Source organism: Terrilactibacillus tamarindi (genome assembly GCF_009718825.1).
In the GTDB taxonomy this organism is placed as follows: domain Bacteria; phylum Bacillota; class Bacilli; order Bacillales; family Sporolactobacillaceae; genus Terrilactibacillus; species Terrilactibacillus tamarindi.
The window spans coordinates 132,989-158,698 of sequence record NZ_WNHB01000006.1; the positions used below are offsets into that span (position 1 = coordinate 132,989).

29 protein-coding genes and 7 tRNA genes are annotated in these 25,710 nt (G+C 36.3%); 5 read left to right on the top strand and 31 right to left on the bottom strand.

What is annotated here, in order from left to right:
- Window positions 1-22 precede the first annotated feature (22 nt).
- The 5 genes from GMB86_RS05500 to GMB86_RS05520 all read right to left on the bottom strand — a co-directional run bounded on the left by GMB86_RS05500 (window position 23) and on the right by GMB86_RS05520 (window position 2,871).
- A complete protein-coding gene (locus GMB86_RS05500; protein WP_155217582.1) occupies window positions 23-430 on the bottom strand; it encodes a DUF2000 domain-containing protein in 408 nt (135 codons plus the stop codon).
- Between the two features lie 99 nt (window positions 431-529).
- Window positions 530-904 (bottom strand): hotdog family protein, encoded by a 375-nt coding sequence (locus GMB86_RS05505; RefSeq protein ID WP_155217584.1) that lies wholly within the window; start codon window positions 902-904, stop codon window positions 530-532.
- Between the two features lie 72 nt (window positions 905-976).
- Entirely contained in the window at window positions 977-1,753 is a 777-nt protein-coding gene (locus tag GMB86_RS05510) for an AraC family transcriptional regulator (RefSeq protein WP_155217586.1), read from the bottom strand.
- A gap of 24 nt (window positions 1,754-1,777) precedes the next feature.
- Complete coding sequence (locus GMB86_RS05515; protein ID WP_155217588.1) at window positions 1,778-2,353, bottom strand: LysE family translocator; 576 nt, start codon at window positions 2,351-2,353, stop codon at window positions 1,778-1,780.
- Window positions 2,354-2,487: 134 nt separating this feature from the next.
- Window positions 2,488-2,871, bottom strand: a complete 384-nt coding sequence (locus tag GMB86_RS05520; RefSeq protein ID WP_155217590.1) for a DUF5412 family protein — start codon at window positions 2,869-2,871, stop codon at window positions 2,488-2,490.
- Between the two features lie 244 nt (window positions 2,872-3,115).
- Here GMB86_RS05520 and GMB86_RS05525 point away from each other — a divergent pair, with 244 nt between their 5' ends.
- Window positions 3,116-3,310 (top strand): hypothetical protein, encoded by a 195-nt coding sequence (locus tag GMB86_RS05525; protein ID WP_155217592.1) that lies wholly within the window; start codon window positions 3,116-3,118, stop codon window positions 3,308-3,310.
- 521 nt (window positions 3,311-3,831) lie between these two features.
- Window positions 3,832-4,731 carry a DUF2268 domain-containing protein gene (locus tag GMB86_RS05530; RefSeq protein WP_155217594.1) on the top strand — a complete coding sequence of 300 codons (900 nt, stop codon included), beginning with the start codon at window positions 3,832-3,834 and terminating at the stop codon, window positions 4,729-4,731.
- Window positions 4,732-5,170: 439 nt separating this feature from the next.
- Here GMB86_RS05530 and GMB86_RS05535 read toward each other — a convergent pair whose 3' ends face one another.
- From GMB86_RS05535 to GMB86_RS05550, 4 genes are all read right to left on the bottom strand, one after another.
- Complete coding sequence (locus GMB86_RS05535; RefSeq protein ID WP_155217596.1) at window positions 5,171-5,938, bottom strand: hypothetical protein; 768 nt, start codon at window positions 5,936-5,938, stop codon at window positions 5,171-5,173.
- Between the two features lie 694 nt (window positions 5,939-6,632).
- On the bottom strand, window positions 6,633-7,055 hold the full coding sequence (locus GMB86_RS05540; protein ID WP_155217598.1) for a hypothetical protein: 423 nt from the start codon (window positions 7,053-7,055) through the stop codon (window positions 6,633-6,635).
- Entirely contained in the window at window positions 7,052-7,381 is a 330-nt protein-coding gene (locus GMB86_RS05545; RefSeq protein ID WP_155217600.1) for a hypothetical protein, read from the bottom strand. The genes GMB86_RS05540 and GMB86_RS05545 overlap by 4 nt, the downstream gene beginning before the upstream one ends.
- A 117-nt stretch (window positions 7,382-7,498) precedes the next feature.
- On the bottom strand, window positions 7,499-8,035 hold the full coding sequence (locus GMB86_RS05550) for a hypothetical protein (RefSeq protein WP_155217602.1): 537 nt from the start codon (window positions 8,033-8,035) through the stop codon (window positions 7,499-7,501).
- Between the two features lie 403 nt (window positions 8,036-8,438).
- Between GMB86_RS05550 and GMB86_RS05555 the strand changes: the two genes are divergently transcribed.
- Window positions 8,439-8,705 carry a hypothetical protein gene (locus tag GMB86_RS05555; protein ID WP_155217604.1) on the top strand — a complete coding sequence of 89 codons (267 nt, stop codon included), beginning with the start codon at window positions 8,439-8,441 and terminating at the stop codon, window positions 8,703-8,705.
- A 36-nt stretch (window positions 8,706-8,741) separates the two neighbouring features.
- Here GMB86_RS05555 and GMB86_RS05560 read toward each other — a convergent pair whose 3' ends face one another.
- From GMB86_RS05560 to cdaA, 7 genes are all read right to left on the bottom strand, one after another.
- Complete coding sequence (locus GMB86_RS05560; RefSeq protein WP_155217606.1) at window positions 8,742-9,770, bottom strand: hypothetical protein; 1,029 nt, start codon at window positions 9,768-9,770, stop codon at window positions 8,742-8,744.
- 22 nt (window positions 9,771-9,792) lie between these two features.
- The gene (locus tag GMB86_RS05565; protein ID WP_155217608.1) at window positions 9,793-10,245 is read right to left on the bottom strand and encodes a helix-turn-helix domain-containing protein; all 453 of its coding nucleotides are present in this window, start codon (window positions 10,243-10,245) and stop codon (window positions 9,793-9,795) included.
- A gap of 240 nt (window positions 10,246-10,485) precedes the next feature.
- Window positions 10,486-11,343 (bottom strand): hypothetical protein, encoded by an 858-nt coding sequence (locus GMB86_RS05570; RefSeq protein ID WP_155217610.1) that lies wholly within the window; start codon window positions 11,341-11,343, stop codon window positions 10,486-10,488.
- Window positions 11,344-12,208: 865 nt separating this feature from the next.
- The gene (glmS, locus tag GMB86_RS05575) at window positions 12,209-14,011 is read right to left on the bottom strand and encodes a glutamine--fructose-6-phosphate transaminase (isomerizing) (RefSeq protein ID WP_155217612.1); all 1,803 of its coding nucleotides are present in this window, start codon (window positions 14,009-14,011) and stop codon (window positions 12,209-12,211) included.
- A gap of 594 nt (window positions 14,012-14,605) precedes the next feature.
- On the bottom strand, window positions 14,606-15,958 hold the full coding sequence (glmM, locus tag GMB86_RS05580) for a phosphoglucosamine mutase (protein ID WP_155217614.1): 1,353 nt from the start codon (window positions 15,956-15,958) through the stop codon (window positions 14,606-14,608).
- Window positions 15,959-16,017: 59 nt separating this feature from the next.
- A complete protein-coding gene (locus GMB86_RS05585) occupies window positions 16,018-17,391 on the bottom strand; it encodes a CdaR family protein (RefSeq protein ID WP_155217616.1) in 1,374 nt (457 codons plus the stop codon).
- Window positions 17,384-18,205 (bottom strand): diadenylate cyclase CdaA, encoded by an 822-nt coding sequence (gene cdaA / locus GMB86_RS05590; protein ID WP_155217618.1) that lies wholly within the window; start codon window positions 18,203-18,205, stop codon window positions 17,384-17,386. Before cdaA ends, GMB86_RS05585 begins: the two co-directional genes overlap by 8 nt.
- A 125-nt stretch (window positions 18,206-18,330) precedes the next feature.
- Between cdaA and GMB86_RS05595 the strand changes: the two genes are divergently transcribed.
- Window positions 18,331-18,468 carry a hypothetical protein gene (locus tag GMB86_RS05595; RefSeq protein ID WP_230459006.1) on the top strand — a complete coding sequence of 46 codons (138 nt, stop codon included), beginning with the start codon at window positions 18,331-18,333 and terminating at the stop codon, window positions 18,466-18,468.
- A gap of 387 nt (window positions 18,469-18,855) precedes the next feature.
- Here GMB86_RS05595 and GMB86_RS05600 read toward each other — a convergent pair whose 3' ends face one another.
- From GMB86_RS05600 to GMB86_RS05660, 13 genes are all read right to left on the bottom strand, one after another.
- Window positions 18,856-19,455 (bottom strand): zf-HC2 domain-containing protein, encoded by a 600-nt coding sequence (locus tag GMB86_RS05600; protein WP_196220132.1) that lies wholly within the window; start codon window positions 19,453-19,455, stop codon window positions 18,856-18,858.
- Between the two features lie 7 nt (window positions 19,456-19,462).
- On the bottom strand, window positions 19,463-20,035 hold the full coding sequence (gene sigW / locus GMB86_RS05605; protein ID WP_155217624.1) for an RNA polymerase sigma factor SigW: 573 nt from the start codon (window positions 20,033-20,035) through the stop codon (window positions 19,463-19,465).
- A gap of 431 nt (window positions 20,036-20,466) precedes the next feature.
- Window positions 20,467-20,542 (bottom strand) — tRNA-Ala (locus GMB86_RS05610).
- 18 nt (window positions 20,543-20,560) lie between these two features.
- Window positions 20,561-20,635: transfer RNA gene (locus GMB86_RS05615), tRNA-Gly, on the bottom strand.
- Between the two features lie 127 nt (window positions 20,636-20,762).
- Window positions 20,763-20,835: transfer RNA gene (locus GMB86_RS05620), tRNA-Lys, on the bottom strand.
- A gap of 13 nt (window positions 20,836-20,848) precedes the next feature.
- Window positions 20,849-20,933 (bottom strand) — tRNA-Tyr (locus GMB86_RS05625).
- 15 nt (window positions 20,934-20,948) lie between these two features.
- Window positions 20,949-21,024 (bottom strand) — tRNA-Thr (locus GMB86_RS05630).
- A gap of 3 nt (window positions 21,025-21,027) precedes the next feature.
- Window positions 21,028-21,103 (bottom strand) — tRNA-Val (locus tag GMB86_RS05635).
- A 9-nt stretch (window positions 21,104-21,112) separates the two neighbouring features.
- Window positions 21,113-21,187: transfer RNA gene (locus GMB86_RS05640), tRNA-Glu, on the bottom strand.
- A gap of 123 nt (window positions 21,188-21,310) precedes the next feature.
- On the bottom strand, window positions 21,311-21,661 hold the full coding sequence (locus GMB86_RS05645) for an ion channel (protein WP_155217626.1): 351 nt from the start codon (window positions 21,659-21,661) through the stop codon (window positions 21,311-21,313).
- A 160-nt stretch (window positions 21,662-21,821) separates the two neighbouring features.
- Complete coding sequence (locus GMB86_RS05650) at window positions 21,822-22,022, bottom strand: hypothetical protein (protein ID WP_155217628.1); 201 nt, start codon at window positions 22,020-22,022, stop codon at window positions 21,822-21,824.
- 73 nt (window positions 22,023-22,095) lie between these two features.
- Window positions 22,096-22,899: a M15 family metallopeptidase gene (locus GMB86_RS05655; protein WP_155217629.1), complete on the bottom strand. Its 804-nt coding sequence runs from the start codon at window positions 22,897-22,899 to the stop codon at window positions 22,096-22,098.
- Between the two features lie 179 nt (window positions 22,900-23,078).
- Window positions 23,079-23,255, bottom strand: coding sequence for a hypothetical protein (locus GMB86_RS05660; protein ID WP_155217631.1), 177 nt, complete (start codon window positions 23,253-23,255; stop codon window positions 23,079-23,081).
- A gap of 144 nt (window positions 23,256-23,399) precedes the next feature.
- Here GMB86_RS05660 and GMB86_RS05665 point away from each other — a divergent pair, with 144 nt between their 5' ends.
- The gene (locus GMB86_RS05665) at window positions 23,400-23,795 is read left to right on the top strand and encodes a TFIIB-type zinc ribbon-containing protein (RefSeq protein WP_230459007.1); all 396 of its coding nucleotides are present in this window, start codon (window positions 23,400-23,402) and stop codon (window positions 23,793-23,795) included.
- A 275-nt stretch (window positions 23,796-24,070) separates the two neighbouring features.
- Here GMB86_RS05665 and GMB86_RS05670 read toward each other — a convergent pair whose 3' ends face one another.
- Window positions 24,071-25,324, bottom strand: a complete 1,254-nt coding sequence (locus GMB86_RS05670; RefSeq protein WP_155217635.1) for a GH25 family lysozyme — start codon at window positions 25,322-25,324, stop codon at window positions 24,071-24,073.
- Between the two features lie 87 nt (window positions 25,325-25,411).
- Window positions 25,412-25,710 (bottom strand): GNAT family N-acetyltransferase (locus GMB86_RS05675; RefSeq protein WP_155217637.1); only part of this gene is annotated, 299 nt, incomplete at its 5' end.

Genomic DNA, 25,710 nt, shown 5'->3' on the forward strand with positions numbered 1-25,710 from the left:
ATACAATTTCCGATAATCCCCTTTATTTATGCAAATCAAAACCCTTTAGCAATTTATCTACATGATTTTTCTTGCCACGTATTCCTATACCAACAAGATTTAGTTCATGCGTTTTGAATTTTCCAACCATTGCACGATTATCCTCATCATTATAGGTATTAAACAATTCTTCGGTGTATATCGTAATAACTACTTCTTTTGTTAGAGCCTTTTGTAATAGCTCATTCATACGTTCACCAGTAGAAGAATGAATCATAATTGGTTGCTGTGACATGGGTAAATATTGAGTATTATCCTTATCTAAATAGGGCTGTCCAATAATATTTTGAGTTCCCGCAATTCCACTCATAAGGAAAGCTGTAACGTTTAATTTTTGCCACATTTCAAGGTCATCCCTTAAAACAATTTTAATTTTGGTATCGAATTCCATGATTACTCTACACCTTTCTTTTTATGATAAAAACTTTCTTTCGCCTAATTAATCGAGTGATAAAATGCGAAGACATCCGTACCGCAGGATAAGAAGGTTCTATAGGATTATTCCTGAAAAATCTCCTATCAGCACATCTTTCTCGTGTTGATTTTTACATAAGAAAGAGGCTTTGATGCATGTTCTGTTACCCTGCTTTTCAAATTGGTCAATGGCTACTTCACAAATTATGGTATCACCAGTCAATACGGGTCTTAAAAACTCCAAACTCATAGTACGAGCGAGTACGTTGTGTTCGCCTCCTATTTTTGTTGGTAATGTAGCAGTTAGTAACCCATGTACGAAAAGTCTCCCCTGTTCATCAGGCGTAGTATGATGGGAGGCTTCGTCCTTTGAAATCTTCCTAAACACTTCAACATCTTCTATTGTGAAAGTCCGTTCAAATTTAATAATATCGCCTTCTCTTAAAGACAATTTTATTCCCCCTTTATTTTAATTCCTTTATCCCCTCTTTAAGTCATAATTGGTTACTATGTCACCTTCTCCTTAATTTAAATGTGACATAAATTCAAATGCTGTTGTTCCATATACGCTTTTAAAGTGTTTATTTAAATGGGTTAAATCAACAAAACCACATTCTGCTACTGCTGTATAAATATCTCTATTTTTTTCTATTAATTGCTTTGCACGTTCTACCTTGCAGTTAAGAAAGTATTGATATGGTGAAATTCCAGTATGAGCCTTGAATAATCGGATAAACTGAAATTTTGATAAATTAAGCTCCTTACATATCTCTTCAAGTTTAAGTACAGTTTCTAAGTTGGCATGAAGAATATCCTTTGCTTTTCTAATAAGAATGTCATCTTTCTTATTGTCTGTAGAAAGATTCGTTTGAATAAGGCTATCTGTTAGGGATAAGAATAATTCGTTGCACAAAGCCTCATCTTTTTCACTTAGAATTGCATGAGAAAGATTTAATATTTTTTCTTGAATTCTATAATCATACACAATTGGGTTTGAAAAACGTATTATATCCTTTTTCTGGGTAGCCTCTAAAAGCAATTGTGGCTCAATATATAGCATCACATAATCAAGTCCTGCTTCGTCATGTGCCATTCCATCATGTGCCTGTTCTGGATTAAAAAGCATAACACCATTTTGGTATGATAATTGTAAACTCCCATCCAAGTTGTAATGTTGAATACCACGCAACGTTACACCTATTGCATACTCCTTGTGAGAATGCTTTTTATATGAAAAATCAGTAATACTTGCTGATAATGCAGTAATCCCTGCCGACTTTTTATAGATAAATTTATCCATTAAATTCACCTCTTATTTAGCTTCCTACAACCATATCATGATTCCAGAGTAAGCTAAAAATAATGCCATTAATACATTAACAATCTTATCATGTTTTTGTAAAAGCTCTTTGAAGATTGTACCGAATAGGACCCATGTAATAAATGCTAAAAATCCAATTACAGTTACAGCGATAACACTTATCGTCAAAGCTGGAATTGCGGTATAGTAGGGTATCACAAAACTGGGAATTACAGTCATTGTAAATAGTACGACCTTGGGATTTAAAAACTGCATAAGAAAGCCTGAGATAAAAGTGCCAGATTCGTTTACAGTTGGTTTTGATGTATCCGATTTGTAAATTTGAAAAGCGAGGTAGAACATATAAACGCTTCCGATTATCTGCATAACAATTAAAATTTTAGGTATTATCGTTATAAGCATCGTATTCAACATAGCAGAAATAACAAGTAATAAACCAAAAGCAATCGTTGCTCCATACGTATATTCCATTGCCTTTTTTGTCCCCATATTATGCACTGTGGATAATATGACGATATTAGTAGGTCCTGGTGTAAACGTAACAATAAAACAGTATATTAAAAAAGATGTAATATTCATGATGAAAACTCCCTTCAAGGTATTATCATGCAATTATACATCCTAAACTTTACTGGCTTATAGTATATTATTGCAGGATTATCTCTACAAATTTAGCCTTAAAGTAAAAACCCTTTTCTTAGTGGATTAACGCCTTATTCACCTACATATTCTACCTTAATGCCATTTACTCTTGTATCCTTTTCAAAGGTTCTTGATGACTCCTTATAATTTATCCGCAGATTTTTTTCATTTACCCACTCAATTGTGAATTTACCGTCTGACACAAACGTATTTCCAGATTGATTCGGTAGTTCGTCACCTTCATCCATAATGGATAATTGGAATGATACACTCGTAGTCGCTCCGCAATCTCGACTGAATAAATAAGCGACTATTTCACCATCTGGCGATGGAACTCCTTGAATTATTTCATTTCTACACATACTACCAAATAATAAGTCCAACACATATTTTCCACCCATAAATATTGCAACGATAATAACTATTGATATCAACATGCGTTTTACTATTTTCATTTATTATCATCCCTTCAATTACACAGAACGTGTGAAAGAAGCCTTCTACCTAATTCAAGTATGGCTGAAAAAAAAGATGTGAAATCCATTTAATCAAAGGAAATAAGTTCTGCCAACGTCTTTCCTAAATGTTGATTGTTTTCAAAATCTATTGGCTTTGTAATAGGATACCCACTTCCAATCTATAATCTAATAGTTTTACACAGCAGGAGTAATCATTTTACATTGGGAAAGGATGCAGAGCATGAAAAAGGTGGAGATAATTCTTTCAGAAGAGTTAGAACAGGAAATAGATGAAATTATACAACTCAAGTCTTATGACATTTATGTAGCAAAAGAAGAAGTTATTTTGAAGGTGTTGGAGCTGTACACAAGCCGATACAAAAGCATGGTTAAAGGCTCGGTAAACGCCATTGATAATGCAACAAAAAGGAAATAGAAGCCCTCCACAGGGCCTCTGTTACTATCCTATTTCTCTTTCATTTACATAAATCGACACTTCACTCGTATTTCTCTTTTACCTTGCTCAAATCGCCTGTAAATGGCTTTAACGTAATCCTATACAGCTCCCCATTTAGCTTAATGAGCATTTCTTTTCTATACCAGCCCATAAATTCTGGTTTTTTTCTTCTCCTCTCTTTGAACTGACCAATTTACTGTAATATTTCAGGTCATTATATGACACGATTTCATTCATTTACCCATAATACTTCTCTTCCAAAGTTTCTTATTTATCAATTCTAAAAATTTGCTGGATTACCTACATTTCATTTGAATCGAGACTGTTTAAGAGACTTGTGTATTTCAAGTAAAAAAAATTCCTATTGACCTTTACGTTGCGTAATACCTTACAGTAGCAATTGAGAATAAAATACTAATAAAAAAGTGAAGGTTTATCTAAATTCTTGGGCGTTGCTACTATGTCTTAGGGATAATATCAAAATATTAGAGGTGGTTACAATGAAATTAAGAATTGAAAATACAATAGAACAATATGACAAATTGTTCTCTATGGTAGAGGAAGAAAGAGAAAATTACTTTCGTTACTCAATGATGAAACAATTTGAAGAAATGTGGAATACAATTAGTGTCCCCTTAGTTGCTAAGCAACCTAATGGATATGATGTAGTAATGGCTACACAAATGCTTGGTTATCTGAATGTAATGGAAACCGAAACTGGAAAAATAGCGTTAGAAAATTTAAAAGAAAATCAAACCCTTCAAACAGCTTATAATGCTTTAAGTAATTGTTTAAATTTTATTCAAGAGAATAATATGAATATTAATGCTAATGAGTTGAAATTTGGTTTATATATTGCTGACCCAAAAAAGTTGGAATTACAAAAGGGTTATTGCGGTTTTGGAGGAATTCCAGGGTTTATTCAAGTGTCTATTTACCCTAATCCTTATAATATCCCAAGATTTCCTGCGGTAATTGCACATGAATTTCATCATAATATCCGATTTTCTTATTTTGAGTGGGACCATGGGAACGTTACCGTTGGTGATTACTTAATTATAGAGGGTTTAGCAGAGTCATTTGCAAAAGAACTTTATGGAGAAGACGTTTTGGGACCTTGGGTTACTTCTTTCGATAATGAGGACTTAGAATACTCAATCGAGGTAATAAAGGATTCATTAGATATTAAAGGATTTGCTGAAGTCAGCAGTTATATGTTTGGTGATACCATCGCAAAAGAACAAGGTTATCAACCTGTTGGCTTATCACCATTTGCAGGTTATGCGGTAGGATACCAAGCAGTTCAATCCTTTATGAAAGAGAATAATATAGGGATAAGAGAAGCTACTTTACTTAGTACAGATGAAATACTAAGCAATTGTAGGCTGTTTTCCAAATGACCTGTTTCAAATAATGTGTATTATTACTATTGTTTAAGCATTGTAGAATAGCTCGATACATGCAAAGAGAAATGTTCTAAGAAAGCAATAGAAGCCCCTCCCCAGGGGCTTCCGTTATTATTATCCTCTTTCTCTTTAATTTACAAACTCGACTTCACCCTCATAATTCTCTTTTATCTTGCTCAAATCGCATGTAAATGACTTTAGCGTAGCCATGGCCCCTTATTAAATTTAGTGTCACTGTATTATAGTGATTAGGTGACTGATTCAAAAATAGGTAGCATGATTAAGCCAACAAAAAAAGACCAACTTAAGCAGTCCCTTAGTTGTTCCTTTCTTTTATTCTTGCACACATAGCGTTCTATTTTTCTGCTACATGCTTTCATAATTAACTTGTTTGGCAAATATGTTTTCTTCCTGCTTTTCCTCTCTTTTCCCCCTACTTATGCTCTTCCTCTATCTTATCTCCGTAATAATCTATTCCAATTTCCCTACGTAAATCTTCCATATGCTTTATTTCTTCCTCGTCTGATGGTGGAAATGGGATACCGTTCCACTCACTGTACCTTATATCAGAGTAAAGGGTAGTTCCAATTACAATATAATTCTCCTCATTCAGAAGGTCTCCGTACTTATTTAGAATGTACAGAACTCCATCCATATCTTTACAAGGAATTGCAATGTAGTCGCTAACAAAAATGTTCTTAATATCCTCTGTGGAAAATGGTAAAGAAGGGTTGGAGAGACTGATACCGCCTATCGAATTTAATTTAGCTTCTGGACTAATCCAAACTGCCTCAAATTGTTCTCTATTTAAAAATGCGGTAACATTGTCATCATTATCTTTGTTAAATTCCGAATCAATGACAGCTTTGATAAGAGAGGCTACCTTCTTATATCTATCATGACATTTTCTAAAAGCAATTAGTGTTTGAAAAAACGGATTATTTGTTTCTTCAAATAGTTCTTCCAAGATTTTATTGGATATCGTTTTTCCTTGAATAGCTTCTCTTCTTAATAGACTGTTATTAATAAATCCGATTACATGACGATTGTTTGTAAAATCAATATTCGCATATTTGAAAAGGTCCAACTTTATTTTTTCCTTTTCCGTTACCGAATACTTTAACATTGCTTGGGTGTAAGCTGGATTGATTCCATAGCCTGTACCGTTAACTCTGTTTAAAATGGTTTCTACAGTGTACAAATTGGCTCAACTCCTTCCTTAAAATATCTAATATAGCGATGTCATGTTGCTTGTTTATCGTAAATAAATTCTATTTGATTATATCTTTTGCTTTAATCAAGAAATAGCTTAGAGTGGTTCTATAACGTCTTAGAATGGTTCTATAGGTAATCTGGGGACTTATGGATAAAAACTGCTGTTTGTAGGGAGTCAATGAGTAATATCCATTATATCGCCTGTATAGGCTTTTATTTATTATTGTGTCGAAACATCTTAGATTTATTTGCAATAGAAGCAATCCCAACAGATATAATCAATTCATGGAAAGGGAACTACGACAATTTTCATATATGTGTCTTGTCTCTCTAACAGATTTTGATTAAAAGTTGCCCTTGATTTTTTATAATTAACTTTGACTTTTCAAGAGAAAATTGATGCAATTGAATAGAAGGCTGTAAAGCCGAAAAAATGTATAAAACAGTAAAGTCCTAAAAAACTTTATTCCTACTTTAGATAAAGGAGTACGACATTTCAAATCAGTTTTTCTTTTTTTCTTTGCTGTATATAGGTTTATGTTTTCCGAAAGTTATGAAGGTCTATAAACCCTTATGTATCAAGGTTTAACTGCCCTTTCCGCCTTAAAAATTCACTTTCCTATTTTCGTCTCAATTCTTCTATTATTCAAGCAAAAATCACAAAAGAACCTGTATCATTGCTACAAGTTCTTTTTAATATGCTGAAATCTTTTTGTATAATCAACCGCTCTCCGATTAACCTTAGACAGAGCCATTTCCAATTCCTTCTCTTTCTTTTCCTCCTGTCTTCTCTCCTGCTCTTGTTTCCTTGCCTTTACCCTCTTTTCGATTTCTTTTCCACGTTTGCCAAGACGTTTTCGATTAAATTCAGCAAGTAAGCCATATTTTTTTGATTCGGCAAATTCCTTAACCGATAATGCCTGTTCCGTTGTAAACAATCGCTGACCGTTAATTACAAGTGGCTCTGGAATCAATCGTTCCTTTCCACTCTCAGCCAACCTGTCGCTATACTTGCACCATTGAGCAATTGTGGCTGGACTACGATTTACATATACCCCTAAATCACCTGTGGTAAGGTATTTTTGCCCTTCAATGATTCTCACCTTTTCTCTCCCCCTTCTAATTGAGCCAATTTTTTCTTTAGGCTCTCGTTTTCCTGCTTTAACTTTTGATAAGTGGTTTCTTTTCGATATTGCTTCAAATCTCCCTTTTTTAACTTGGCAATTCCAGCTCGAATCTCTTTCACCTCAGATTGCTTAAAATGCTGAACATTGTTTATCTTCGTTGGATTGGGTAAAAAGCCATCCTCTCCGTTCTCTTTCATCTGGCGGTCAATCTTTACATAGTTGAACAAACTTTCAGGGGAAAGATTGATTAGAAATGCAACCTCTTTAATCTTGTAATGAAGCTCCCCATTTTTTCGTTTCAAAGTTCTCTCCTCCTTCCTGTTTTTGGATATGATAGGGTTTTGGTGTAAAATTTGATACGGAAACTATTAGTTTTTTGTTCTTTGGACAAAAATTGGAAAGGTGCTTTTATGATATTTTTAAAGGTTGATAGGGTTCTTTGATTTGAATTCTGCAATGATATCGTTCAATAGTTCGTTTTTCTTCTTGCTATGATAGACACCGTATAGCTTTAAATACATGTCCAAATCTGGTGCGAGGAATATCGTTTGCTGAACCCCTCCTGCCTTCTCGCTCCAAGGAAGATACTGCCCTTCTTCCCTTGATTTAGCATCCTTTTCATTGCTTTCTGCCACTCTATTTTCTATTCTGGAATCATCTTTCACTTTGTTCTGTGTTTTATAGCATTGAAGGCAATAGGTGTCAAAATACTCATTCGTTTTACCTTTATTACATAGCTTATAAGTTTGGTTAATATCTTCCCACCCATCGTTATCAAGTTTATACGCAAGATGCCATTGATTGCATGAAGGACAAAGCACTTGGAGTTCTTTTACATCCTCTACATAGCGATGATTTACAACCGTCTTTCCTCTCTTTTTTAAACTGATTTGAAAAGGCATTGGGAGAGCTATGCCTTCAATTAAAACGTCTTTGTTTTTTAGCTTTAAGTCCATGCTACGAATCCCTCTCTTTCAGTTATTGGTCTTATATTATAGATGGTTGTAACCGTAATCAATTCTAAAGCCATGGTTTAATAACACCCGACATTGTTGTATCCCTGTTTTGTGGAACGGATAACATCACAAATTACTAAAATAATATTTTTGGGCAAACCGAAAAATCCCTCCCGATAAGAAAAGGTATGAACATTTTCATACTTTTTCTGCAATTCCTCCAAAATGTTATGGTATAAGTGTTATGAAATAAGAACTGTTATGAAATTGTTTCGTACTTCTTTCGTAAATGTTCAGATATATTTATGTAACAAACGCTATTAGAAACTAAAAAATTGAGGAAAGAATTAGATAACACATGATATAATATGGGTATTAATGGAGTTTTTTCGGGGGTTATTGCATGAACAAGTTGCTGGAAACAATCGAGGTCAAATCTGTAAATGGATTATATCGAATTTACCTTTTTAATGACGGAAACGCTCTTCCTAAACTTGTCATTTATCAGGTAGCCGATGGGAATGAAACACTTGTGAAAAACATGTACAGGGAGCTTAAAAGATTAAATGAAGAGTTTTCTTTTGGGGTTGAATATGAACCAAAAGACCGCATTAAGTTGAATACAAGGGAATTTGGCAGGGAATTTATCAAAAAATTTAAGGGTATATAAAAAAGCACTGGATTACCCAATGCCTTAACAATTTTTTTATATCCCTTGCTCGTGATATTGCCACATCTCCTTTTTGTCCTGATAGAAATAATAAGTGTAGTTCGAGAAAGCAATAATCATTTTCTCAAAAATATCCACCAATTTTTCAACTGTCTTCTCAATACTTTCTGAAGGCTTAATCGTCACTGAAATGCAGTTATCCTTAAATTGAACTGTTCCATCAAATCTCCCTTGAATAACATTTTCTTTTTCCTTGATAGAATCGTAAATTTTTCTATTGTTATCACTAAATCTTAACTCTACAAAAGCGATATTTCTTCTATCACTCAACGATACATAATAATTACAATCACTACGACCTGCTCCGAAACTGATAATACGTAATTTCTGTAAGTGTGCCTTCTCTCGATGAAAAGGCAGGAAGTATTCAATACGACTTCTCAGTGCCTTTAGTAGAAATTCGTTATCCCTTTTCCTTATTAATTCCAATTCGCTAATATTTTCATCTTGTGGTTGTTTCAATCTTTTAGCAACAATTGGTTGAATAATACTCTCCTTTCTTAAAAGCCGAATAGGATTCTCTATATATAACAAATTTAGATTTTCGTAAACTTTTAGCTTGTGCATATGGTTTAATCTTTGTAGAGGTGCAAATATTTCAGGATTTAACTCTGCAAAGTAAAGAGTAATCGGTTTTCCAGACTTCTTGACTGCATCTTGTAGCTCCTTTACGTGTTTATCGTGAAAGGCAGAAGCAATATAAACGATAACTCCATTCCCAATCATATCAATGATATTTAATATTTTTCTCTGATGCGTCTTATTGCTCTTAAGTAACAGATTTTCTACAAATATCTCTACACCTAATTGATAGTCACTTGCGTATAAATCAATCTTCATACCTGGATAATGTTTCTCGAACTGTACATCTTCCAATTTAAGACCAAGTTCCTTTTCAAGAATTTTCTTTTGATATCCTAAAAAAAGCGTCATCATGAATTCCTTTTCACTTCCATTGAAGCTCATATTATCCACATTCCCTTCTATTAAAAATAGGAGACCCAAGAGAGTCCCCTTATTCCGAATTCTATTTACTTACCTCTTTAAAGTCATCAATCAGTTCTGAAAGGTCAAATAACTGCTTAATTTTACTATCTTCATCCCAGCTCATTTCAAATATAAACTCGATGATTTGGATTAAAGATTCCTTCTCTCCCTTACTTAAAATGTGGTCAGCATCCCTCTTGCAATCATTGTACAGAATTAGCTCTACTAATAAGGGGGTTTCATCCAACGTAATTTCAGCAGTTGACACGTCTATTAGTAGTGAAAGTGGAATACCCAGACCATCTGCGATTGTAGATAAAATAGGAATGGAAGGAGCTTTCCTATCTCCACGCTCTAAACGTGAGATGTAGCTGTTGGATACTCCTGTACGCTCAAAAAGTTCCTGTAGACTCAAACCTTTTTTCTCACGCCAGTATTTGAGCGTAGCCCCTAAATTATTACTTACCGCTCTGTCTTTCAAATTTTTACCCATATTCAATTCTCCTTCTATTCAATTTGTCTAATCATTTGATTAGAGCATCCTGTTTTTATAGGTTTTCTAAATAGAAACCCTTGTTTTTCTTAACCTTATATTATAGATAGGAAAGTTTGATTTATAACTGATAGAAAAGGAGTTGCACATAGTTCGGCATGTTGACACAAAAAGACACCTTACCACTGCTGGGCAAAGTGTCTATCTCAACTTAATATTGTCTATTCTTAAAAATGCTTTTCACTCGTTGATTCGGTATTCTTCCAAATACTCATTTTCAGTATAAATTCTCAAAATATCAGAAACTCGTACATAAGCATCATTTTTCAAATAAGAATAACAATCGTCTATACTATTGTAAAAAAGGTCATTGTTTATTCTTCTTAATGATTGATTTATAAGCCATTTTATTTTCCTTATATTAATTTCACTTTCATCCAAATAATTGATTTCATTCTTATCAATATCAAAATTCCAATCAGCGAATTGTGAGAGTGTTGCCTTATATTTTATGACATAACAAGATATATCATTCATCCAGTCATATTCTATATTTGGCACTCTTAAAAATTCAGCCAAATTATATAGAAACTCAGGTCTCCTTCTAATCCCTCCGCCATATTTAAGCACATTGTCAGAATAAAAGAATGAATTTAGTTGGAAGTCCTTATACAATTTGTAGATAATCCAATCAATCGGTTCACTTATGCCATTATAATCTTTGCTTATATCAAAGAGCTTATCTTGATATTGAATTTGTTTCTTTTCAATTTCAATGCGAACTCCGTAATTCCTTAAATAAGCCCTTAATGGCGTATCCTTTATGATGGCTTGTTGCAAATTTAAAAGTCCAAACTTCTTTAAGGATGAACAATTATCCTTATCCGTAGTTACGTGCAATGAAGTTATATAAATCTCAAAATCCAACAGAGAATGTTCACTTAATCCTAACAAACTTAAAAAACCCTCTATATCATAATCATCCTTATGACTTGCACAGTATTTCGTTATTTGTCGTTCATCCACACCCAATAATTTGCTCATTGAGCCAATTGTATCTTGAAGTGTAGTCATGTCATAAATAATTTGCTCCCCCATAAAACCTCTCCAAATTAAGATTTTATAATTAGCATAGCACAGAACTATAGAAGTTCATCAAAATTCCAATCTTTTGCTATTTCCTCCCTTTACCCTCTTTTCCTACTTAGTTCAGAATCACGTTAGATTTCATTTCAAAAAATCCCTGCCTTCTATGTAGTCGCAAAATTAAAGTGTATTCTCCCCCCTTCTCTCAAACCCTTGTCATTCCTGCCTTTCTCCGATTTTCCCATTTTCTGTAGGCAAATGAGTTGTTCCCCCGTTCGCTCCTTTTTTCTCCTATTTTTTGTCAGAATCCTGATTTTTTAGGAAAATAAGTTGTTCCGTAGGAACAGGGATAAAAATGGGTCAGGGCTAAGGGTTTTTCCTGCTTTTTCTCCTGCCCTTTTTCTCTCTTTTCCTCTGGTTTTTATCTTGAAATCGTTGATTTATCGGGCTTTATCAGACGTTTCCTCCTGCCTTTATTCATGCCTTTCTCATGCTTTTTACTGGCTTTTTCTCCGCTTCTGGACACAAAAAAACGAGGAAAACTGGAGGCTATCCTCCAATTTTCACTCGTTTTAGGGAACAACTTATTTAACCAAGGGAACAGTTTATTTGCCTTGGGTAAAACTTCTTTTTGCTATAACAAAAACAAAGTATAATTGTATATGTTTTGACACTGATTACTTTCTCGGTTAATTTCCTTTTTCGGGTGTTGGGCAAAATTACCCATGTTCTTTTTCTTTTCGACATAAAAACACCCCTTTAGATAATCATATCCAAAGGAGTGAAACGGTATAACTTCATTTAAAAAGATACATCTTTTTTCAAAACGGTACAACTTTATTTCAAATCTAGATCATTTAATCCGTTAATCTTCCCCTCACTCAACCGTAACCGACTTCGCAAGGTTTCTTGGTTTATCTACATCGCAGTCTCTTTGCAATGCTGCATAGTAGGCAAGCAATTGCACAGGTACTGCGGCAACAAGTGGTGTGAGGTATTCGTGTACCTCTGGTAATATGATTTGGTCGTCGTCTTCAGCGGTGCTTTCCATGCTGATGATGCATGTGTTCGCACCTCGGGCAGCTACTTCTTTAAGATTTGATCGTATGCTACCATTGACATGGCTTTGGGTAGCTATAGCAATGACTGGCGTTCCTTCTTCGATCAAAGCAATCGTACCATGTTTAAGTTCTCCGCCGGCGAAGCCTTCTGCTTGGATGTACGAGATTTCTTTAAGTTTGAGAGCCGCTTCCATACATACATAGTAGTCGATACCACGTCCAATATAGAAGGCATTACGTACGGTTTCAAAGTAGTTATGAGCTAGGTGCTCCATTAACTCTTTTTGATCGACGAGTACTTCCATTGCTTGGGCTACGAGACTTAATTCATGAATGACATCAAAGTCATGATGAAGGTCTTTTGTTGTTGCAACATCAACAGCGAGTAGCGTCAGAACGGCAATTTGCGCCGTGTAGGCTTTTGTTGAAGCTACAGCAATTTCAGGACCTGCATGTAAGAGAAGCGTATGATCGGCTTCACGAGAAAGCGTCGATCCTTGGACATTGGTCAACGTAATCGTTGGGTAGCCTAACTTTTTCACTTGAACAAGAACCGAACGGCTATCCGCTGTTTCACCACTTTGTGAAATAAAGATGAAAAGTGGTTTTTCAGAAAGAAGCGGCATATTGTATGAGAATTCACTCGCAATATGAACTTCCGTTGGTACTTTTGCGATTCCCTCAAGCAGTTGTTTACCTACTAGACCAGCATGAAAACTTGTGCCACAAGCAATGATATATAATCGATCAGCATTTTTCACGGCTTCACGAATGTCCTGATCAAGTTCGATTTTTCCACTATCACCTTGATAAGCTGTGATGATGTTCCGCATAACGGCCGGCTGTTCATCAATTTCCTTTAACATATAATGTGGGTAGGTCCCTTTTTCGATGTCGCTAGCATCAAGTTCTGCTGTGAAAGGCGCTCTAACTTGAACGTCACCTTGCAAGTTTTTGATCGTAATGGATTCTTTTTTTACAACAACAATTTCTTCATCCATAATTTCAAAAAACTGGTTCGTCACTTGTAGCATGGCCAAAGCGTCACTTGCAACGACATTAAACCCATCACCTTGCCCCACTAACAAAGGACTCTTGTTTTTACCAACATAGATGGTTTCTGCATCCTTACTGTCAATAAGTGCAATGGCATATGATCCATGTACAAGACTTAGGGTGCGGCGAAGGGCTTCCTCGACCATCATGCCATCATAGACAAATTGTTCAATCATTTGAACAATCACTTCAGTATCCGTTTCACTTATCAATGTCACATTGGCGAGATACTCATTTCTGAGCGCTTCGTAGTTATCAATAACACCATTGTGTACAAGTGAGAAACGACCAGATGCACTTTGATGTGGATGCGCATTTTCTCTATTTGGTTTACCATGTGTTGCCCAACGAGTATGCCCAATACCCATCGTAGCAAACGTTTCTTGATCTATCCGGTCAGCTAAAGCCGCAATACGTCCTTTTTCTTTATAGACATGGACACCATCTGCATTGGCAAGCGCAATACCTGCTGAGTCATACCCGCGGTACTCAAGCTTACGCAAACCTTCTAACAAAATTGGCTTAGCCTCTTTATTTCCAATATAACCGACGATTCCGCACATATGGATTTCCCCCTTGTAGGGTAAGAAAACCACCGGGGGCAATTCTCTTACCCCACTTGTTTTAGTTTTTTAAGGCCATTCAATAAAAGTCAACAATTGATCCACTTGATCTTATTGTTCTCCTTTTTGAATCCTCGTATCAATCTCACGTCTTACCTTTGTACAAAAGGTCGCCCTTCTGGTTTGTATAAGACTATCGGGTGTGAGTATCCCGAGAGGTATCCGCCGAACGCTCGATAAACCTCTTCCTCGTCAACTGTTTCCTTTCCGATCTGAAACAGTTCTGGCGCTTAATATGAACTTGTCGACCCTACCTTTCCATTCTAGACTCAAGATAAATTCTATTCGAAAGGGGCTATTCTTGTCAATTATTTTCTTTTTCCCTAAATGACCTATTCTAAATCATCCTTTATCCCTTTTCGATACAATTCGTTTTGAAAAGGCATAAAAAATGAGCTATATAACATTTTTTGTATTCATTTTTATTATTTAAACGCATTTATTGACTGTTCTTAATATAAAATATATGCGCTTAAGGCATGTTTCGTTACCTGCACGCATATATTTTAATATAACATAGTCATATGGATCGATTCAGTTTGTTTTAATCCCTAGTTCCTCTTCAACAACGGCCACAATTTTATCAACATAGCGAGCGCAGTCTTCCTCATTCGGTGCTTCAGCCATAATTCGAACTAACGGCTCCGTTCCAGATGGACGAACAAGGATGCGTCCTTGCCCTGACATTTCTTCTTCTACGTCTTTTATGACATGAGCAACTTTATCGTTTTCCGTCACATGATATTTATCTTTCACTTGTACATTGACTAACTTTTGTGGGTAAGTTTTCATTGAAGCGAGTTCAGATAATTTCTTACCTGTGGCTTTCATAATGCTAACAATTTGCAAGGCTGTGAGCATCCCATCACCTGTTGTAATATGATCGAGAAAGATAATATGCCCAGATTGCTCCCCACCAAGTGAATAGTCGCCTGCACGCATTTCCTCCATCACATAACGATCACCAACCGCCGTTTGTTTTGATTCAATATTTTCTGCCTCAAGAGCTTTATAGAGGCCGATATTACTCATGACGGTCGTCACAAGTGTATTTTTATTCAGCTGTCCTTGTGATTTTAAATATTTGGCACAAATAAACATAATTTGATCCCCATCGATGATGTTTCCCGCTTCGTCCACGGCAATAAGTCGGTCTCCATCGCCATCAAAGGCCAAGCCAATATCCGCATCTTTTTCTTTAACAAAATCACTTAATCCTTCTGGATGTGTAGATCCGACACCATCATTAATATTTGTTCCATTTGGGGCTGCCCCAATCGTGACAATATCTGCATTTAAATCAGCAAAAAGGTGCGGAGCAAGTGATGAAGTAGATCCATTTGCACAATCCAATGCGATGGTAAGGCCCTCAAAGTCATCTTCCTGAATCGTTTGTTTCAAGAATTGAAGGTACTTTTGACCGCCTTCAAAATAATCTGTTACCGTACCTAAATCAGCTCCGGTAGGACGAGGAAGGTCATCGACTTCTTTATCTACTAAAGTCTCAATTTCATGCTCTTCTTCATCGGTTAATTTAAACCCATCGCTACCAAAAAATTTAATGCCATTGTCGGCAACAGGATTATGTGAAGCCGATATCATGACACCGGCATCAGCATCCATCGCCTTTGTTAAATAAGCCACTCCTGGTGTAGAAATGACACCGAGACGCATGACCTCCACTCCGATGGAAAGCAACCCGGATACTAACGCCCCTTCAAGCATATAACCAGATATACGTGTGTCACGTCCGACTAACACTTTGGGATGCTCTGTTTCTTTTGTTAGAATATATCCACCATAGCGACCTAATTTAAAGGCAAGCTCAGGGGTAAGTTCACTGTTCGCTATTCCTCTTACCCCATCTGTTCCAAAATACTTTACCATTATCAATCTCTCCTTCATATCATGTTCCTAAATATCCATGTGAAAATGATCTATCTATATCACGTTGACGTATCAGACGAACGATCAGATATCTTGACGGTCGCATATTTTGGTGATGCGCTTCCTTCAAATCCTTTTGGCATCGTTAATTGTATCGGAACTTCGTGAATGCCATTATCTAACTCACTAACATCAATACTTGCGGTAATATCCGATGAACTTAATTTATTTAAATCGTCTTCCTTACCTGTAACCGTTACAGCTATTTTCTTATTATTAGGTTTTTCAAATGTCACTGTCTGATCAGAGTTGACTCCACTTAGTTGCACGGGCACCGCATCAAACTCTTTCGTATTTAAATCACTTTCTGACTTTAAATCACTTTCTGTCGTTGACGTGGTCTTATCCTTTGAATCTGAGTCTGGCTTTGAGTTTGAATCTGTCTCTGTACTACTCGAATTCTTTTTACTATCATCCGCTGTTTTTGAAACTTGAACATCCACACTGATGGTTTGTGGACTTACACTTTCGGCTCCATCAGGTAGAGGAACATCGACTTTAACTGTTTTGTCTGACGTTAATCCATCAACAGGGACTTCTATTGGCGTAATGGTGTCTATCTTATCCAATATACTTTTATCTGCAAAAATCGTGACTTTATTAACATCAGGATCCATTCCATCAATTTGGTAACCACTTTTTGGATGACCTTGTTCTGTCAATTTAATAGGTAAACTTTTAGAAACACTAAATATAGGTATTTGAACGTTGACGGTCGCTGGATCTATCGCCACATTCAATTGATTGCCATTTGCATCATAGGCATTTAGTGTCACACTTTTGTTAACCGTTTGTTTTAGATTTTCTACGCTAACAACACCTTTGATAAAGGCTATGGAATTGATCATGTCCTCGCCACCTGTGACATCAACAGAATCCGGTGTAATCACGGGATCACCAATGTCATAGCCTTTGGCCACATCGTTTTTATTAAGAATATCGACACTTGCAGGCATTGATTTGGTTACTTTTTTCTGCAAGGTGACGGTTATTGAATCAGGTACAGAGGTCACTTTCAGACCTGAAGGGAACCCATCTGTCTCCACTTTAACGTTATAAGTTCCCGCTTTTTTGCCTGTTAAATTAATTGAAGCTGATTTTGAATTAAGTAATTTTGATTTTAAAATTTTATCACTGGGACCTTTTATTTCAAGCTTGACAGAATCCGGAGCACCTGTGACCACGTACCGATTGGAATCGTATTTTACATCGAGTTTTTCCGTCATCGATGTGGATTGCTGGTTATCTGCTAATAAATTAGCCTGACTTCCATTAGATGACTGCTCTGTTGATGATACAAAGGCATACAATAGGATGGCAGTAAATAACGAAATGGCCCTTACAAACCACGGACTGCGTAATAATTTATCCATTATGCTTACCTCTCCAATTCCATAGTGAGGAACTACTATTAACTCCAAAACTTAATTCTTGTGTGAGCAATTCTCTCAGACGATCTTCCGTAATGTCTCTAAATAGTTCGCCATTTTTTGTTACAGATATTCCTCCAGTTTCCTCAGATACCACAACCGTTACACTATCTGTCACTTCACTAACACCCATAGCGGCGCGGTGTCTTGTCCCTAGTTCTTTCGAAATAAAAGGGCTTTCTGACAGAGGTAAATAACATGCGGCGGCTATCAATTCATCTTCCCTTATGATAACGGCACCATCATGAAGCGGCGTATTTGGAATAAAAACATTAATTAATAATTGCGATGTTAAATGCGCATTTAAAGGAATGCCTGTCTCGATATAATCATTTAAGCCTGTTTTTCTTTCAATGGACATCAGCGCACCTATACGACGCTTCGCCATATAGGATGAGGCTTTAACAATGCCGTCAATCGCATGATGATGCTTTTCTTCCTCAGCAACGATCCCACGTGAAAAAAATCTCCCACGGCCAAGTTGTTCAAGTGCGCGGCGTAATTCTGGTTGGAAAATAATAATAATAGCAAGTAATCCCCATGTAATGGCTTTGTTTGTGATCCATTCTAAAGTTCTAAGACCAAAGAAACTGCTCAAGAACCAGACAACAATGATAACAAGTATCCCCTTTGCTAATTGAACAGCTTTGGTTCCACGTATGACCATAATCAGTTTATAGACAACATAAGTCACAACTAAAATATCAATGATGTCAGTTAAATAGTTAAGTATATTAAAATGCGCCCATGAAAACATGGCTGTCGTCCTCCAAATTCATTACTTGTATATCTTTCATAATGCAAGTAGGCTATCGAAAATTCAAAACTGTTAGTTCTCTAATGTAAAGTGAAAGTAGCCGAATGAGGAGCAAGAAGATTGGGATGGCGCCAGTCGATGAACTGGTTTCCACTTATGCGGAGACTTCCATGCTCTTCGGATATGTTCATTATGAATCAATCATGATAATCGATCATTATGAACATCCGAGATTCGCTGCTTATCATTTGGCACTTTTTTGAACTGCTTATGAGTTCTTAAAAAGCAGCAAATAGGATAATTGGGGTTTCATATAACTCGTCTATCCATTATATCATAATACTGAATATAACTTTATTTATACCATGGTAATTAAACCTTTTTCCCCATTATGTAAAACCACCTATATAGCATTATTCGAAAGACTAATATTATACTATGTCGGTCATGACTTAAAAATGAGTTACCCTTTCAGAGTAACCCATTTAGCTTATACCCATATTCCCTTATTTTACGTATTTAATTCTTCAATATTCATATTGAACAAATAAATTCTCTGTTATCAAACCGTTTCTAGGTAACTGTGCTCGATTGATTCCAGCTTTCAACGGGGGAGAAAGCCCCCACCACTGATCGAAGTTTTACTTTACCTAAAATATAATCTGAAAGAAATGCTTGATATGATACCAAACCCAAGAAACCAGTTTGTTAATTCTCTCAATATCACCCGTCACGTGTCCTGCCGAAGCTTGCAGAGATTGACTATTGATAAGAACGACGTCGCCCTTAACCTTTCCCTCAATTTTCACTTTGCCATTTTGTACAATAAGATCTCCGTTAATCACTTCATCCTTGGGTACAATGACCGTATTTCCATGATAGGCAATATGTCCCTTCCCGTCTACAGTCGCTTGAAATGAGTTATCATTCCAAGTTGAATAAACATACCCTGACATAAAGATCATAAATATGGCAGCAGCCACAATGATAGGATGCCTGGTAAACCATCCACCTACCAATGGTTTATGTTTTGAAGGAAGACGCATCCCCACCGAATCCGTAAATCCTAGGGATGGGTTCGGATGTGGCAATTGGGCTAGCAATGAAGTTGAAGTTTGTAACTCTTCATAATGTTTGCGGCAACTTTCACATGTCTCAATATGCTTCATCAGTTTATCTTCTTCATTGGTTGTTGCTTCTCCATCCAAGACCTTATGCATAAGCTGAATGATAATTTTTGAACAAGCCAAATGATGTTCACCCCTTATTGACATGACGCAAACGTTTTCGTAGTGCTTCTCGTCCACGATGTATTCTCGTTTTAACTGTTCCCACAGGTATGTTTAATATTTCACTAATCTCTTTTAAATTCATGTCTTGAATATATTTTAGAACGATGGCTGAACGATATTTTAGAGGAAGTTGATTAATCTCTTGTTGAATGAGTGCTTGAGTTTCACTATTAACAATCGATTCCTCTGGCAGTGGCTCACCATCTGCTAGTTGAGATTTTAATGTAAAGTCTTCTGTACCGGGCAAATCAGCATCTAGGTAAACGTTTGGTTTCTTTTTTCGTAAATAGTCGATAGAGAGGTTTGTGGCAATGCGATAGAGCCATGTTGAAAATTTGCGTTCAACATCATACTTGTCTATTTTAGTGTAAGCCCGAATAAAGGCTTCTTGGGATAAGTCTTCAGCCTCTTGCCTATTTCCTACCATACGTAAACAGATGTTGTATACACCATTCTTATACATATCCACGACTTCAGCAAATGCCAAATGGTCTCCCTTTTTAATTTTCTTTATAAGTCGATTAATATCTTCTTCCATCGGTTCCTCTCTTTTGAAACAATATTGTATACGGATGCCTCTATTAAAAGGTTTCAAAATAATTTTATCAAATTTTTTAATATAAAAGGGGAAAAATGAAACAATTTTAGGATTCTTAACCGATTCATTCCTCTAAAATTACGATATAGCCTTTTATAAAGTAACGCTTCAATCGTCGGGGGTTTTCTTCATCTCCCACTGATTGATAGCCTGAGACAATCGGGCTCATGTGGGCCGAATCCCCCACATAGGAATGCTCATTTACTACCTTAAGGCGGGGTCAATACTTTCCGTTCATCAGTATAAATGACGATCATCTGCCATTCATTTTTTCAACCCTTTATACTTAAGGGGGATGAGAATTTACGATTAATTTAACCAAAATAAAAAACGCAAACACCTGGTGTCTACGTTTGGGCTTTTCATATGTATGGTGGAGCCTAGCGGGATCGAACCGCTGACCTCCTGCGTGCAAAGCAGGCGCTCTCCCAGCTGAGCTAAGGCCCCATACTATATATGTAATTTTGGAGCGGAAGACGGGATTCGAACCCGCGACCCCCACCTTGGCAAGGTGATGTTCTACCACTGAACTACTTCCGCACCTATCAAAATGTGATACGGTAAAGGGACTTGAATCTAACGCATCCGTTGATGAAGACTTAACCCTAAGTTTAACGTGTCTGTCATTCCATAGCACCCACATTCCAAGGCACTTGTAAGTAAAAAATGAGCCATGGAGGATTCGAACCTCCGACCCTCTGATTAAAAGTCAGATGCTCTACCAACTGAGCTAATGGCTCATATATAATTAAGTGGTGGAGGGAGAAGGATTCGAACCTTCGAACTCGTAGAGAGCGGATTTACAGTCCGCCGCGTTTAGCCACTTCGCTATCCCTCCACTAATAAAAAGTGGTGGTGCCGGCCAGAGGACTTGAACCCCCAACCTACTGATTACAAGTCAGTTGCTCTACCAATTGAGCTAGACCGGCATATGGTGGAGGATGACGGGCTCGAACCGCCGACCCTCTGCTTGTAAGGCAGATGCTCTCCCAGCTGAGCTAATCCTCCATATATAATTGGTGACCCGTACGGGATTCGAACCCGTGTTACCGCCGTGAAAGGGCGGTGTCTTAACCGCTTGACCAACGGGCCGTTTAATTCCCCAATCGACTTTTCTTATTATATATAGTTTGTCCCAACTTGTAAAGCCATTCTTTAAAAGCTTTTATATTCCGAATTTTACGTTATATTTCCACTGATTTTTTATTGGATTAATCACTTTTTATTTTTAAAAGGAAATAGGCTAATATATTGAACAGTGATGACGGCAGGTAAAATATACCCGATAATCGCTTCTATTGTCGCAACCCCTCTAGACAATCCAAATGGCGAGATATCCCCGTAGCCCACCGAAAGCAAGGTAATCGCACTAAAATAAAGCGTTCGTGAGGCATGGTCCGCCCACAATGGCATTTTAGAATAAGCATCATGATGATCAATAATAATTCCCAAATCAAAAACATCAAGAAGAATGTAGACAAACGTAAAAAAAACAATAATATTTATGCACATAATAAATAGCCCAATGGAATTATATATAATAATTCTGCGCCGATCATCATTCATTCTTTATTCCTCCTAAAGGCAGGCCTAGTACATGCCTATGCATTTAGATAGAATTTCATGATTTAAGAACTATAAGGAGCTTCTTTTTTTTATGATATAAATAATGAATGCCTTTATTTAAAAAAACGGAACCCGAAGAGGGTTCCGTTTTTTTATTAGATTAGCTATTTGGAAACAATTCTTTTTGTTCCACCATTTTATTAATACGACCTTTTACAGCTTGACCCATTTTGTTGTTTGGCTTCATCATTCTATAAGCAACAGCGCCAATACCGATACTTGCCATAATAGGTAACCAGCCTATTCCTCTATTCAACACAACCACCACCGCCATCTTATTTGGTTCACACCATGTGAACATTAGATAGATTACCCTTCGTTTATGGAAGTATGATCGAGAATTTTTGGTAATGATTCTATTATGAAGATGTCCGTTATTTTGATACTGGCACGGTATGGTAATATTCCTCAAGGGTCCAACCATGTTTAGCCAACTCTTTTGAGATAGCTACACCAACATATCGAATATGCCACGCTTCAAATTCGTAACCCGTTATTTTTTCTTTACCTTCAGGATAACGAACAATGAAACCATAGTCACTCGCATGTTTACTGAGCCATTCTGCTTCTTTTGTGTGGTTAAAAGCGGTGGTCGCTGCATATTTACCATCACTTCCCGAGACATCAATGGAAAGCCCTGTCTCGTGTTCACTCGTGCCAGGCAAGGCACAGTACATCAATGCCTTTTCTTTCCCATCTTTTTTTGCATAGTTATTAAATAAAACGGTTTGTGTGACGTGTGAGCGGTAACCGGAGACTCCCGCCAAATTAATGCCATCCTTTTTTGCCCCTGCAAACAATTTTTCAAGTGCTCTAGCAGCTGGTTTACGCAATTGTCTTTTCTCTATTTTATTTTGAAATAGAAACGGAACATTCGGATACACTAAATCTTTAGGCGCATAATTATCTGGCAGGGCATATTGTTTATTAACAAGCACTGAAACACTATCAGGATTAGCAACAACAGGTAATCCATCCTCATTTTTTTGTGATGCCACTTTAACGCTTGGTGTATCTTCAGTTTGGGATTCGGATTTTTGGTTTGAATGGGTATTCTCTTTTTGAACTTTTTTGACTGCTTTTTCAGAAGGTTGAGACGACTGAATGATACCAAATGAACATCCTGAAAAAATAGCCAGAAACAAAATAAATAAAACGGCACTTGAAATTAAACGCATAAGCAACTAACTCCCTAACTTTATTTTCAATGTGAATAGTATAACATTCGTTGTCTATTTCCAAAACAGGGGATTTTAGATTCTTTACTTTGTAAATTTGACCAAAAATAAAAACCCTACATACGTACGGTTACAGATTGTCTCTATTTTGTTGGATTAACATTTTTGAGGATGTGCATCTATTGAAGCCATAAGTGGACGAGAAGTGTAATGGTGATGCCAAGAACCACATTGGTAATAAATAATTTCTTACGGAGTTTGATGTTCATGATTTCCAATTGTTTAGCTTGGGATGATTTTTTTTGGACGATATCCGTTTCGGAAAGTTCCTCAAAAGTACCACGAGCATCGATCATTTAATCCACCTCCACTTTATTATACATATAGTTTAACAAAACGATGTAAAGGTGCTGTAAAGCGAATGTTAGAATATCATTAAATAAGTTATCACTCGAATTTTTATCTTCATTAGTTAAATATAATGAAACCGTTTTATAACTTTGAACGTATATAAACTATCTAAATTAAAGAATGGAGTGATTCTTATCTACTGTCCAATATGTGATGACGTACGGATGAAAGAAGTCAATAAGAACCATGTTCTCGTGGATGTCTGCCCTAATTGTAAAGGTGTCTGGCTGGATCGAGGCGAATTAGACAAGCTCCTTAAACAAGTCAGTGACGTTGAAGGTTCTTATGTTGATAATCAGCGATATGACGATTATGAATACAATAGTAAACCCTATAAAAATTATCGTGATGATGATGATGATGATGACGACGATGATGATCGCCATTACTCCAAATCATATAAGCATGGTCATGACTATAAAAAAAACCCAAGACGAAAAAAGAAAAAATCCGTTATGGATATGCTTGGGGATATGTTTGATTAATCTTTTTGGAAACAGGACTTTCTTTGTTGTAAAAGGGAGTCCTTCTTTGACCTAAATTCCTTTAATCATATGGTTGTATAGTGGCTCAATAAAGTCATTTCAGGAAGTACCCAATTACATAAAAAATTCGGCTTTAATTTTATTGGATGTTTAAAGGTGTCGGTCATAAATATGGTGCTTACCAAGATGTTCACTTTTACCAAATTATATTGTAAAAAGACACCTGAATCCGTTCAGGTGTCTTTTGAATACAATTATTAATTTGAATTAATGGGTTATCCACCAATTTTACTCGTGTAAGCAACATTTAAATCAACATCTCCATAGATTCCAGGTACACGTCCTGTATTCGTATATTGCCACATGTTAGCTGACCGGCCAAGTGTATCATTTTTATATCGAGCAAGCCACAGTAACATGCCCTTATTTAACTTAGCAGCGTTCAATTTGTTTTCATAGATTGATTTACTCGTATAAAGGCCTATCTTGTTATATCCTAATTGCGCTAATCGTGTGTAAAAGGCATTTACATAGGCGGTTAAGTTCTCTTTATTTGTCTGCTTCAATAAGTTTTCATACTCAACATCGATAAAGACATATCCAGTAAATCTCACACTTTTTGTTTTTTCAGCAAAACTGTTGGCTTCGGCAATGGCCTTACCTTTAGATGTGGCATTAAACATATGATAAACACTTGTTTTAAGTCCTACATTGTTAGCCAGTTGTACATCAGTAGGTAAGTAAAAATTATAGTCTTTAAGTCCACCTGTTGCTTTTACGACAACAAAACAAAAACCCGCATCCTTCACTTTTTTAAAATTAATTGGACTATTTAATCTGTGCTGAGTTTGACCAATATCGATACCTCTTTTGACATACCGAGAGACGTGCGTATGATACGTATGAGCATATTTCCCTTTATACCCGATTGTTAACCAATTTCCTTGCTGTGCATAAACTTTTACTTTTGACGCTAATGTTTGAGTACCGATCACTTTATCGTTAAATGAGTCACGAGCATACAATTTATCAGCTGCGTAACCTGTATACCATACTTTTGGTGTTCCTTTTTTCACACTTTTATAACTCACATGAGCATAACCCGTTTTATAAGCGATTGAAAGCCAGTTTCCTTGCTTAGCATAGACGTTCAAAGGTTCATTTTTTGGAAATGTACCGATTAACTTTCCTGTACTAATATCGTAAAGATTCATCTTTGTTCCAGCATAGCCTTTATACCACAAAGGCGGCTTGCTTTTGGACACATGGGTGTTATATATATACGCATCTTTCTTATTAAACTTGATCTTATACCAAGATCCCTTATTTCCATAAATATAAAAGGGCTCATTTTTAGCTAACTTACCAACATACTTTCCATTCGGTGTACTTCGAACTGTTAAGCTACTTGTCCCATGGGCGAGTAGCTTGGTAGCTGCATGAGCCTTATTCTGTAAAGGTAGACTCCCATTAAAAATAGGAAAAATAAGAATTAATCCAACAACAATCATTAACTTTCTAAAATGCACAAAATAGCCTCCCCATCCCAATTTTTCTTTATCTATTTCTATTCTAGCAAATAATGGAGAATGATGTTTTTCTTTACCATAAATAGATTAGTATTTTCGAATTTTATCATAAATATTTGGCTTACTTTTTTCCATAAATCTCTCCGGATCCACCTCTTTAAAACCATATTTACGATATAAGCCATGTGCATCACGGGTGGCCAATACCATTCTACGTATATTTTTGATACCAGGATAATTCACGACCTGCTCCATAAGTTGTTTACTTAGGCCCAATCCTCTGTAATCAGGTAAAATAAATACATCTGCAAGATAAGCAAATGTTGCATAATCCGTGATTAATCTAGCAAAACCAACTTGTTCAGCTCTTTCTTTTTGAGGATGAC